This is a genomic window from Binatus sp. (SeqCode) (assembly GCF_049584895.1).
Classification (GTDB): domain Bacteria; phylum Desulfobacterota; class Binatia; order Binatales; family Binataceae; genus Binatus.
Genome location: NZ_JBAUYR010000151.1, coordinates 21528 through 33417 on the forward strand (window position 1 = coordinate 21528; position 11890 = coordinate 33417).

Here is an 11890-nt window from a genome sequence, read left to right on the forward strand (position 1 = left end):
ACGCCTAAGATATCTGCTGCACCGGTCAGTGCCGTGTTTTCTGCGATCGGTTCGTTCACGTTCGTCCCGAGTTACTTGCCGCTGAAGGCGTCGCGCACCCATCGACATGTTGCGCATGTAAAAATGATTCCAGCACTTGCGCGACTCGTTCCAACGACAACGGCTTCGAAACGTAATACTGGGCGCCGTTGGCGAACCAGCTTCCAGGGACGTTTGACCACCCGGCTGACGAGATCAGATCAACTCCTCGTTGAGCGGGTGAGAGTTGCGTTCAATGCGAGATGTGAGAAACGCGAACTGCCGGAATCGTGGAATCGAAAACTCCCCCCTTCCTTGCGTACGCTTCGTAAACGTAAACGTCTTCGCCATCGAACCGGAGCGGGACCTGGTTGTCGAGGTACAGCGCAACAAACTGCGCCTGGTTGTACAGGTCCTGGTAGTAGTCGTAAGTCTGCCGGAAGCCCGTTTCACGCAGTGACGGCTTTTGTTTCAAAATCGGATAGCTCGTGATGATCAGGTCGGGCTGCACCTTGTCCAGCGAGTAATCGTAATCCCATCGGTTGTGCCCGGGTTCGCCGGAATGTGGCATGGTCCGGGCGATGTGCAGGTCGTTCTTCCCTAGCATGTCGTGAAATCGAATCGTCGGGTTGAAATATGGAATCGTGCCGGCGAGGAAGATGCCGATCGTGGGGTTCTTGCCCGCGGAAAGATCTCGCAACGCCAGCGCAGTAAGCAGGGCATAGCGATTGAGATTCTTCTGCGCCGGCACATCCACCAGCGCCTCATCTCCAAAGTCAAAGACGATCAGACCGATCATCGCCACCGCGGCAGCTCGGATCAGAAATTTTCTCCGCGTATCCGACCCAAGCCGAATTCTCGACAAAGCGTCCGCAGCGAGAACAGTTGCCGTCGGCACCAGCGGAAGCAGGAATCGCGCATGCGCGAAATGATCGCCGCCCACCGAGACGACATAGACCAGGTAGCCGCCCGCCAACGACGCGATCAGCAGTGCTGCGCGCCGTGAGAGCCGGCCCGCTCCGAATACCGCGCCGATTATTGCGACCGCATTGAATGGATAACGAAACACTGACACCAGCACGTACTCGATTCCCGGGAACACGCTGAGGATTCCCGCCGACCTCTTGAGTGTCGCAGTGTTTGGAATCCACGATCCGTAATAGCCGCGCTGGAAAATAGCGAGCGCCATCGCGGGAGCTGCCGCAATCGTCACCGCCAGAATCAGCTTACCTCTATCGGTCCGCTCGACAGTCGACGCCCAGTACAGGACCAACGCGCCCAGCAGCAATGCAGCATCCGGTCGGAAGAGCACGGTCAGACCTGCGATGAGAAGAGACCGCCACGCGTCACTGGCTCGCGGTTGATCCTCGAGCAAGGGATCCAGCGCCAGCGCCCAACCCAGCGCAATCGCCGAGGTCTCCCAACCCGATATCGCCCAGCACACCGCGCACGATGACGCGAGGTACGCTGCCGCCGCTCCAATCCCCCAGTCCGGGCCGGTACGCTTGCTGACGCGCCACCAAATATAGACCGCCGTCAAAAGGTCAATCCCGACGGAAGCAAGCTGCATCGGCATCGAGGCAAGTCGTTCCGGTACTCCGACCCAATGTACCAGCGCCATGATCAACGTCCACGCAGGATTGGTGAATCCTTGCACACGCTCGCCCTTGTTCCATACCAAACCCAAGCCGGAAGCGAGGTTCCGAGCGAACCGCATCGAGATCATGCCGTCGTCCGGAAGAACGAAATATCGCGAGCCGCCAATCTCGTTGGACGTCTTCAGGACGAGATACAGTAGAACCGATCCGAACGCGAACATGACCGAGAGCAAGCACCATCGCCAGAATGCCGACGTGGGTGACGAATCCGCGGGCCCTGGCTCGGATTTCATTTAAGATCCATCTCTCGAATCTTTGCCGCCAACCGCGCGCTGAAATCCTTCGCCCCAGACGGCGCCAAGTGTAGATGGTCGGCGAATTCATCCGGCTCTTCAATCCAGTCGGCCGCATTCAGATAAGTGGCGTGCTGCGCGTCAATCAGTTCTTGCAAATGTTCACGATACTTGCCCCATGCATCCAAAGCGTAGAAGTGGGACTGATGGTACGGATGCATCGGCATCGCGACGATCACCACTTGCGCCCCGCGCGCATGCGCGTCGGCGATCATCTCTGCTACTGGCTGGCTCAAGCCCGCCTTTTGCCCGAGCTCGCACTGCGACGTGAAGTCGGCCGGCGAACGCGCTTCGAGCAACGCGAAATCCGCCACCCGCCCAAACCTGTTAGTCTCGACCGGCGGCATCCCGACCTCGCCCATCTCACGTCGCATTCTTTCCACCTTCGCCCATATTCCCGCTCGTTCGACCACCATCGGCACATCACGAAAGATCTCAAATTCAAGCCGATCGCTCGGGTTCATTTGGTAACTCCGCAGCGCCAGGCTCGGATCAAGATAGAAGGCCACCGCCCGATTTCCAAAAAAGTCGGTCAGCGTCGCGGATGGCGGGTCAGTAAGCTGAAAATCGAAAAAACCGTAGATGACGACCTTGACCGTCGACGCGTCCCGCAACGCGCGCTGCAGTATCATCAACTGCTCGACCGTCCCCGAAGCTCCCAATCCAGCGTTGAATGCAATCACCGGCTCCGGCGCCATCGATGCATCAAACACCGACGCGTCGAATCCTGCCGCTATCAGAGAATTGCCCAACGCCAGGTGCGTGACGCCTCGAGCAGCGTCGATCTGCCGCACCAGTTGGCGCGGAACCGAATTCCGCGCGACATGCCGCACGATCAAATTGAACGCGACCAGGATTCCTGCCGCCAAACCAAGCGACACAAGGAAGTTCTTCCCGGACAATGAAGATGCGCTCTTAGAAATCAATGTAGATGAACTTCGAGGTCTGCCCCGAGAACAGGACCACCAGGATTATCAAAGCGCCCCACCAGATCCCGAGAAAAATTGGGTCATTCAGAAATTTCGGCGAGTCATCCGGCGGATTGTCCGCCGCGCCACCAAGGTAATCGAGCACCTGCTTGAGCCAAATGAAAGTTCGCATCGTTATCCTATGAACATCCTCGAAAGGAACAGCCGCGAGGTCGGCAGATCCATGCAGAAGAAGGCCCACCCGAGGTTCACCATCACAAACGTGAACACGCCTCCAATCACGAGACCGGCCGTGGAAGGCTCGCGCGGCCCGCGAATGTCGCGCCACATGCGATGCCCGGTAAGGAGCATCCCATGCCACAATCCCCACACCACGAAGTTGGTGCCCGCACCGTGCCACACTCCACTCACGAGCATTGTAACGATGAGATTGGAATAATTCCGCAAGCGAGTAACTCGTGAGCCGCCTAGCGGAATGAACACGTAATCGAAAAGCCACTGCGACAGAGAGATATGCCAGTTGCGCCAGAAGTCCGAGATATTCGCGCGAAAGTACGGCCAATCGAAGTTCTCGGGAACGCGAATTCCGAACAGGCGCGCAGACCCGATCGCAATATCAGAATAGCCGGCGAAGTCGAAATAAATCTTTATTCCATAAGCGAGGAGCCACACCGGCAGCACGCGGCGGTCGGCCCTGACTATGTCGGCGGCATTCAGATGATTGGTAAACGCGGTCATCAGATCGGCGATCGCGAATTTTTTTACCAATCCCACCAGTATTCGCGTGACTCCAACTTGCAGGTCGGCCAGCGTGGCCTCGGCTGCCCGCAGCTTGGGAAGAAAATCTTCGTATCGTTTGATCGGCCCCGCAACCATCGTCGGAAAAAACATGATGAAGGCGAGATACTCCGAGACTGTGCCGGCTGAGGTTTTCCCGCGATAGCGGTCAAATGCGTAGTGGATGAACTCGAAGGTGAAGAACGAGATCCCGAGCGGCAGAAATGCTCCCGACCAGTGCCATGGATTGCTCAAGGCCCCGCTCCAGACGAGTCCTGTAAGGTAGTTCCAGTACTTGAACACCACCAGCAGCACGACGCTCTGCGCAACCCCGACCAGGCATACCAGTGCCGCCGGGCGATAGAGCCGGCTGAAGAGGCTCTCCCACAGAAAGATCGAGAGACAGAATGCTCCGGCGACCCCTCCGAACCCGTGCATTGAAAAGTACAGGTAGAAAAAGCACGCCGACAGCGTAAGCACCCACGGACGCCAACCGATCGGAGCAAGCTTGAACAAGCCCGCCGCCGGCAAAAGAAAAAGAACGTAGTAACTGAACGTGTTGAAGATCATCGCTGTCGGAAAGAGTACCGACAAGGCGTCGCATCTGCGAATCGCGCAACCGCACAAGCGCCGAGCGAGATCCCGGTTCGAGCCGATTTCCGAGATTCATCCGGCTTCGGAGGAGGTCACGCGCGAGACCTGATCCGCGCCATCGGCTTGGCCTCTCCCCAAGCAAGCGGTTAGGGGAAAGAATCGGCTACGCGGTTTTGAGTTGCCGGTCGGGAATTGTTGGGGCGGTTATGTCGGTGACGCCAAGCACGAAGCGGCGCAGGATTATGCTGTGGTTCTGGGCGAAGGATTCGAGCGCTGCCAGTTGCGGGGCGGACAGAGTCTCTTGTGCGATTACTATTTCGTCGAACGGGGTGCGCGCCATGATTCCGTCGAGGTTGTCGAGCGAACCCAGCACCGGGTAGCCGTGGAACAGCTTGCCATGCTTGAAACTGTCGTCGTCCACAAGTCCCAATAGTTCCGCACTCGCTCCTTCGCTCGAATGCAAATGCTGGACGGCCGCTGCGCCGCGCGCGTCCGCACCGACGATCACCAGGCGCCGCGCAGAATGCGCCAGGAAGCGTCCGATCCGCTGGAACAGATGGAACGACCAGCGCGTCCCTACCAGGAAGTTGAACAGCAACAGCACGAATATCACCAGCGCCGAGCGCGACATCGTAATCGGCAGCACCTGCGATGCGAGCTTGACCGCGAGCCCCGCTAACATCGCGGCCAGCACAAAGCGCAAGCTCTCCGCGAGTCCCGTGTAGCGCCATATCCCGCGATAGACGCCGGATACCAGGAACGATCCGCATCCGATCGCAACGATCCACGGGAGGCCCACCAGCATCAGGCTCACCTGCTCGATGCTGAGATCGAAATCGTATCGCAGCAGCATCGCGCCAAAATACGCCGCCGCGACTAGTGCAACATCCAGCACCAATTCGACGAAGCGGCGCTTGTAGCCGAAGCTCAGGATGACGCGCGCGACTCGCGGCAGGTCCTCGATTTGGCCCGGCGCCTCCGCGTCGAACGATCGATCCATCAGGAACAGCGCCACCAGCGCGAAAAACAGCGCCATGAACGGAATCAGCAGCACCGCGTCGTAGCCTGGCACCAGGCTGAGCGCGATCGCGCATGCGCCCGCAATCGCCTGCAAGCCAACCAGGGTTGCGGCCGCACTCGCGCTCGACATGCCCATACGCGTCAGCCGATGATGCGAATGATCGAGGCCGCGTCTCGAGATAGGATTTCCGGTCGCCAGCCGCGTGACAGTCACCGTCACGGTGTCGAGGATCGGGACCATCAGCGCCAGCAAGGGCATCGCGAGCCGCGACGGCAGAGAACCCTCGCCGAATCGGCTGCCTTGAATCGAGAGCGCTCCCAGCACCAGTCCGACCGCGAGCGCGCCTTCATCGCCCATGAAAACCGACGCGGGCGGAAAGTTGAAAACCATGAATCCCGCCAGCGCTCCGGCTATCGACAGCGCCGCGATCATCGTTCCGGTGTGCTGATGCAACCCCGCGACCGTCGCGATACTTAAAGCCGAGACAATTCCCACTCCCCCGGCGAGTCCGTCGATTCCGTCGATCAGATTAAAAGCGTTGGTCGCGGTGACCAGCCAAAAAACCGTCAACGCGATGTTGACTGTCTTGTAGGGGAAAAAATCGAGTTGCGGGCCCCAGAAGACCAGCACGCAGATCGCGGCCAGCTCCAGCATCAGTTTATGCCGCGGCCGCAGATCGACGATGTCGTCGAGCAGTCCTACGATGCACATCGCGACCGCGAATCCCGCCAGCCACGGGATACTGTGAGGAGGCAGCCCCGTCAGAACTCCGACGAACCCGATCGCGGCTACGAACGCGGCCAGCACCGCAACCCCTCCGAGCAAAGCGGTCGGCTTCTCGTGCGGCCGGTCGCTCGACGGTTGGGCGACGATGCCCCAGCGGAACGAGGCCGCCTTCGCCACCGGCATCATGACCGTTGCAAACAAAAAGGCAGACAGGAACGTGATGCCTATTTCAAAATCGGTGGTCAATCTTGCTCTCTGTATCCGCGTTCGTACTGTTGCGAGCTGGAACTTCCGATGCGCACCATAGGACAATATAGGAACGGCCAGCACAATAGCGCGGCCCTAAGTTTATGGCTAAGCCTAAAATTAGTCACCAAATTAGTGCGTCAATGCTCAATATACGCAAAACACGAGAGGCGTCCCCAATTAGCGCACTCAGATCGAAATGCGACCCGCTGATAATCGTTGCAAGTCTGAGCGCGTTAGAGCCTCGGTCAGGTGACCATGGCAGAGGAACCGGTCTAGGTCAAGGCAAGCTATGTCGATTTATTTGATGCGTACGCAAGCCTTCGATTGCCGCAACGTACTAGCAGCAGTCTACTTACTCAATGTTTAAAAATATTACTTTCGGACGGTACTACTGCTTCATCACCAGCACGTTCCCGTCTTTATCCAGCGACAGGCAATCAACCTGCTGACCCGCATAGAAAGCCCCGCAAATCGACTTGTCGACGCCCGGACATTTGTAGAGGTTCGGCGCTGTCTGCTGGCATTGCGCCAGATTGAAATGCAGTTGGGTCTGCGCCTTGTCCTCCTGCGCCTGCGACGGCGAGAAGATGTAGCATCCCGCCAGCGCGATCGTCGCCGCCGACACCGTCATCGCCGCAACTCGTAGCAGGCTTCTCCTCACAACCCTTCCCTCCCTCGGCTTCATCGTCGTCCCTCCACCATCGCAAGCATTCTAAACGATTCGACGCGCATCACAATCGCTGAATCGTGATTACTTTTATTCTCCTGGAGCAAAAAATAATGCGTTCATCTCTGAAATTGGTTTCGGATGGCGCCGCTCTCAACGGCGATCGTCCGTTCTCTCACGATAAGTCTGACGATCATCTGTTCGACGCGTACTCGCGTGCCGTGACCGGCGCCGCCGAGTCCGTCAGCCCCGCAGTGGTGAATATCGAGGTGGCCCATGCAGCAGGGCCGCGCGGAAACTCGCGCAATCACGATGCGCCTGCGGGCAGCGGCTCGGGATTTATCGTGGCCCCCGACGGCTACATCATGACTAACAGCCACGTCGTGCATCGCGCGTCCCGAATCTCGGTCACGCTTTCCGACGGCCGCAAGTCCGAGGCGGAGTTGATCGGCGACGATCCGGAAACCGATCTTGCGGTCATTCGAATCACTGGTTCGAACCTTGCCGCGGTGTCGCTTGGTGACTCGCATGCGATTCGCGTCGGCCAACTGGCGATCGCGATCGGAAATCCCTACGGCTTCCAATGCACTGTTACCGCGGGCGTGGTCAGCGCGCTTGGACGATCGCTGCGCGCCGGATCGGGCCGGCTGATAGACAACGTCATCCAGACCGACGCGGCGCTGAATCCCGGCAACTCCGGCGGACCGCTGGTCAACTCGCGCGGCGAGGTTATCGGCGTCAACACCGCGATCATTCTGCCCGCGCAGGGAATCTGTTTTGCGATCGCAATCAATAGCGCCAAGCTGGTCGCGGGTCATCTGATCAAGGACGGCAAGATAAGCCGCGGCTACATCGGAATCGCCGGCCACAACGTCGAGCTGCCGCGACGCTTCGTGCGCTTTTATCGGCTGCCTGCCGAAACTGCGGTGCGAGTCGCATCGGTTGAGGCCAACAGTCCGGCCGCGCTCGGCGGCGTCAAAGAAGGCGACCAGATTGTCCGCCTTGGCGAGACTACAATCGCGGGTATCGACGATTTGCAGCGTCACCTAACGATGAGCCAGGTCGGCGTTCGCACGCCGGTCACCGTAATTCGCGGCACTGAACAGTTGACGCTCGAAATCGTTCCGTCCGAAGCGGCGCACAAATCGCGCGAGTGAACTCTCGCATTTCGCTGGTTGCTGCCGACATCGTCCGGAACGATTTTCTTCATCTGACGACGCGAGGAGTGCATAACGCAATGTGTTACCTAAATAACATAGTGTGGTGCGATGGTCCGCGGATTGCTTGATCCGCCGCGATGCCCAACAAAGCGCCGGAATGTGAGACGCTTTTACAGCAAACTCAAGCGAGTTTGCGCGCTATGAAGCTGCATATCGTGAATTACCAGCTGCGGATGCTCCTGGTGTCCCTGCGTAATCCGGTAGAAAATTCCGACCCGCCGCGGCACCAGAACGGAAGAGCGGTGACCTCCCGGAGTGTTCCACCACCCAGGTCTCACCACTAAACCCTGACAACTTTCTGTGGCGTAACTCAATTAAATGTGAAACCCACGGTGGGTTTCACGCTTCCTTCGGCAGGGTGACCCCTGCACCCAGTATTAAGAAAGATGCGGGACTGTATCCCTATTAGAACTGTTTTGCTTTAACAGACGGGAAGTCCGAATCCCGCTCGGGGTTTCGGGAGGGTGCAGGGGCTCGCCCCTGCTATAATCGTTCTTGTGCCCGATCTGGACGTAATCCTCGCGCCTGCGCTTGATCCAGACGACCTGCTTGGGCTCGAGCTGCACTTTCTAGACGCTATCGGCAGACGCGAGACGGCGCCGGTCTTGCTTATCTACGCGTCGCCTGGGCGCGGAATCTCGATCGGGCGCTATCATCAATATGGCGGACCGTCCGAGCGTGACGGAATCAACGTGGCGCGGCGCCTGACTGGTGGGCGTGTCGTCGGGGCGGGCCAGGGATGGATCGGCCTGGCGCTGATACTGCCGACGCGGACGGCGCTGCTGAAGGAAGATACGACGAGGCTGAAGCCGGATCAGATCATGAATCGCTACGCTCGCGGAATCCTCACTGCGATGCGCGCGCTCGGCGTCGATTGTTTCTACCCCGGCCGCGACGCGATAACCTTCGCGCAGCGCGAGATTGCGATGTGCACCTTCGAGACCGATGCGGCGGGCGCGATGCTGTTCGAGGCGTCGATCGCGCACAATCGCGGGATGGAAGAACTCGTGAATGATTTGGAACGCATCGACTCCGACGGCGCTCTTTCATGCCGGATGTATGACGCTGAGTCCGCCACCAAGGTGGTGCGCGAGCTTGCCCGCGACGTTTCTTTCGACGAGCTGTCCGGTGCGATCGCAGCCGGCTACCGAAGTTCGCTCGGTGAGACTCGATGCCGCGAGCTGAGCGCGATCGAAATCGCGCAAGCGCAGCATCGCGGTCGCGCTCTTGCCAACTCGAATTGGGTCCATGAGCGGGTGGTGGAACCGTCGATGACGCTCAAGAATCGGATCGCATCGCAACTCGGCGCAATCGAGGTTGCGGTCGCGCTTGCCGAAGATCGCCGAATCGAGGCGGCGCGGCTGAGCGGAGATTTTATCGCCAACTCGCCGGCTATCGCTGAGCTCGAGCGCGAACTTCGCGGGCGCACGCTCGATCTGCCGTCGATCGCGAACGCAGTCACGAAGACGTTTGGGCACGACGGCAATTTTTTTCTCGGCGCCGGCGAACTATCCAATCTTGTGCGACTGATCTCAGGTGTTGGTTGAAAAGTTCCGAGCATAGCGACGCGGATATGATCGAGAATTTAATTCGCAAACTTGGCGATGCGCACAAGACGATTCAGCGACGCGCGATCGATGAGCTCGTAGCGATTGCAGCTATCGGCAACCCTCTCGTCACTGAAAGACTTCGTGAGTCGGTTGCAAGCGCGGATCGACGGGTGCGATGGGCTGCCGCGTATTCGCTCGGGCAAATCGGTGCGGGCGCGTTCGCGATGGATTCCGCGGATGTGCTGTGCGAGGCGATGGGCGACGACGACGGCGATATCCGGTGGGCGGCGACCAACCTGATGGTTCGGCTCGGGCGGGAAAATCTCGTGGAGATTGGGGCGCGCCTGCTCAAGCTCGCCGCCGACAGCGACCACAATGCGCGCAAGATGGCGCTCTACTGCATTCGGGATCTCGGGATCGCCGGCCCCGAGCTACTCGATGTCGTCGAGGGCGCCGTGCACGATTCCGATCTTCACGTGCGGCTGGCGGCGCTGTCGGCGCTGTCGCGAATCCGCGACGCGTCAGGGCGGGCCGTGCGAATCATTCTCGAGTGCATGAAATCCGATTCGGACGCGGGTGTGCGACGCGCCGCGGCTTCCGCCTTGGGTAACATTCAAAACGCCGGCGCCGACGCGGCCGCTGCTCTCGCGTCCGCGGCGGCCGACCCCGCCGACGAATCGCTCGCACGAGCCGCGCGCGGTGCGCTCGACCGGCTGGATAAAGATCGGCTGAAGAAACCTCTCCTGGAGAAATGACCATGGCAACTACCCTGACCCACACCTCGACGGCGAATGATCCGACACCTCAAATCAACCACCTCGCTGCGCTCGGCGATCCGCATGTGCGGGAGTTCGTAGCTGCCGCGCGCCTGGCGCATCTGGCAACCGCCGACGCCAGCGGCGCACCGCACAACGTTCCGCTCTGTTACTGGTTCGACGGCGAGCACATCTACTTCGCGATCGACGAAAAACCCAAGCGGCAGACCGGGTTGGCGCTGAAGCGGATGCGCAATATCGCGGAGAATCCGCGGGTCGCGCTGGTGATCGATCATTATGAAGAAGACTGGTCCCAGCTCGGGTACGTGATGATTCGCGGACATGCGCGCGTGGTCGAAGACCCCGAGGAGTACCTGGTCGCGATGCGCCATTTGCGCGACAAGTATTTGCAATACCGCGGGATGAACATGACGCCGGAGCAAAACCCGATCGTGAAAATCGAACCCGAGCGAGTGCACGCGTGGGGCGCGCGCTTCAAGCAGGGGTGACCCTGCACCCAGTATTAAGAGAAGACGCGTGACTCCGCGACTTGATGAAATTGCGATCGCGCTGGGCAATGCGCAACTCGATGGATGGCTGTTCTATGACTTCCGCTTGAGCGATCCGCTCGCGTATCGGATCCTCGGGCTTTCGGAAGACGGAATCGCAACTCGGCGATGGTTTTGCTTCGTCCCGGCGCGCGGCACACCGCGGGCGATAGTGTCCGCAGTCGAAGCGCATCGGCTGGATGCGATCGCGGTCGAAAAGATTGTCTATCGTTCGCACGACGAGATGATCGGAGCGTTACGCAAAGTGCTTGAAGGCGTGCGGCGAATCGCGATGGACTATTCGCCTGGATGCGCAATCCCGTACGTCTCGCGGGTCGACGCGGGCACCATCGAGCTAGTCCGGGCGATCGGAGTCGAGGTCGTGTCGGCCGCTGATCTTATCCAGCGCTTCGAGGCGACGTTGACGCGCGAGCAGCTCGAGAGCCATCAGCGGGCGGCGCACGCGCTTCGATCGATCGTCGATGAAACTTTCAGCGAGATTGCGGAGTCGATTTCCGCACAGCGGTCGATCAGTGAGGTCTCGGTGCAGGAATCCGTGATGGCGCGATTCGCTGCGCGAGGTCTCGTGACCCACGCGCCGCCGATTCTCGCCGTCAATGAGCATAGCGCCGACCCGCACTACGGCCCGACCACGAAGCACGACCGCGCGATTCGCCGCGGCGATTTCATCCTGCTCGATTTGTGGGCCAAGGAGACGGGGCCTGACAGCATCTACGCCGATTTCACCTGGGTCGCGTTCGCCGGCGACAAAATTCCCGACGAACACGCGCGCGTTTTCAAGATTGTCGCGGATGCGCGCGATGCCACCGTCGACCTAGTGCAGCGTCGAGTCGCAGCAGGCGACGCCGTCAGCGGCCGCGAAGC

General features: G+C 59.7%; 11 protein-coding genes. 5 read left to right on the top strand and 6 right to left on the bottom strand.

Features of this window, described 5'->3' with window-relative positions:
- Nucleotides 1–271: 271 nt before the first annotated feature.
- The 6 genes from WB650_RS25200 to WB650_RS25225 all read right to left on the bottom strand — a co-directional run bounded on the left by WB650_RS25200 (nt 272) and on the right by WB650_RS25225 (nt 6950).
- Nucleotides 272–1909: a hypothetical protein gene (locus WB650_RS25200; protein ID WP_422306780.1), complete on the bottom strand. Its 1638-nt coding sequence runs from the start codon at nt 1907–1909 to the stop codon at nt 272–274.
- Nucleotides 1906–2850 carry a hypothetical protein gene (locus tag WB650_RS25205; protein WP_423962495.1) on the bottom strand — a complete coding sequence of 315 codons (945 nt, stop codon included), beginning with the start codon at nt 2848–2850 and terminating at the stop codon, nt 1906–1908. The genes WB650_RS25200 and WB650_RS25205 overlap by 4 nt, the downstream gene beginning before the upstream one ends.
- A 34-nt stretch (nt 2851–2884) precedes the next feature.
- Nucleotides 2885–3070, bottom strand: a complete 186-nt coding sequence (locus WB650_RS25210) for a hypothetical protein (protein ID WP_422306776.1) — start codon at nt 3068–3070, stop codon at nt 2885–2887.
- A gap of 2 nt (nt 3071–3072) precedes the next feature.
- On the bottom strand, nt 3073–4269 hold the full coding sequence (locus WB650_RS25215; RefSeq protein WP_423962497.1) for an MBOAT family O-acyltransferase: 1197 nt from the start codon (nt 4267–4269) through the stop codon (nt 3073–3075).
- Between the two features lie 163 nt (nt 4270–4432).
- Nucleotides 4433–6262 (bottom strand): hypothetical protein, encoded by a 1830-nt coding sequence (locus tag WB650_RS25220; protein ID WP_422306772.1) that lies wholly within the window; start codon nt 6260–6262, stop codon nt 4433–4435.
- A 391-nt stretch (nt 6263–6653) separates the two neighbouring features.
- Nucleotides 6654–6950: a hypothetical protein gene (locus WB650_RS25225; RefSeq protein ID WP_423962499.1), complete on the bottom strand. Its 297-nt coding sequence runs from the start codon at nt 6948–6950 to the stop codon at nt 6654–6656.
- A gap of 95 nt (nt 6951–7045) precedes the next feature.
- On the opposite strand from WB650_RS25225, the gene WB650_RS25230 reads away from it, so the two are divergent.
- The 5 genes from WB650_RS25230 to WB650_RS25250 all read left to right on the top strand — a co-directional run.
- Entirely contained in the window at nt 7046–8089 is a 1044-nt protein-coding gene (locus tag WB650_RS25230) for a S1C family serine protease (RefSeq protein ID WP_422306768.1), read from the top strand.
- Nucleotides 8090–8649: 560 nt separating this feature from the next.
- The gene (locus WB650_RS25235; RefSeq protein ID WP_422306767.1) at nt 8650–9699 is read left to right on the top strand and encodes a lipoyl protein ligase domain-containing protein; all 1050 of its coding nucleotides are present in this window, start codon (nt 8650–8652) and stop codon (nt 9697–9699) included.
- Between the two features lie 26 nt (nt 9700–9725).
- The gene (locus WB650_RS25240; RefSeq protein WP_422306765.1) at nt 9726–10457 is read left to right on the top strand and encodes a HEAT repeat domain-containing protein; all 732 of its coding nucleotides are present in this window, start codon (nt 9726–9728) and stop codon (nt 10455–10457) included.
- 2 nt (nt 10458–10459) lie between these two features.
- On the top strand, nt 10460–10966 hold the full coding sequence (locus WB650_RS25245; RefSeq protein WP_422306763.1) for a TIGR03668 family PPOX class F420-dependent oxidoreductase: 507 nt from the start codon (nt 10460–10462) through the stop codon (nt 10964–10966).
- Between the two features lie 28 nt (nt 10967–10994).
- A partial coding sequence (locus tag WB650_RS25250) for a M24 family metallopeptidase (RefSeq protein WP_423962501.1) occupies nt 10995–11890 on the top strand: 896 nt, incomplete at its 3' end.

Coding starts and splice junctions, on each gene's coding strand:
- WB650_RS25230 (WP_422306768.1), top strand. CDS start 7,046: ATGCGTTCATCTCTGAAATTGGTTTCGGATGGCGCCGCTCTCAACGGC.
- WB650_RS25200 (WP_422306780.1), bottom strand. CDS start 1,909: ATGAAATCCGAGCCAGGGCCCGCGGATTCGTCACCCACGTCGGCATTC.
- WB650_RS25210 (WP_422306776.1), bottom strand. CDS start 3,070: ATGCGAACTTTCATTTGGCTCAAGCAGGTGCTCGATTACCTTGGTGGC.
- WB650_RS25240 (WP_422306765.1), top strand. CDS start 9,726: ATGATCGAGAATTTAATTCGCAAACTTGGCGATGCGCACAAGACGATT.
- WB650_RS25225 (WP_423962499.1), bottom strand. CDS start 6,950: ATGAAGCCGAGGGAGGGAAGGGTTGTGAGGAGAAGCCTGCTACGAGTT.
- WB650_RS25245 (WP_422306763.1), top strand. CDS start 10,460: ATGGCAACTACCCTGACCCACACCTCGACGGCGAATGATCCGACACCT.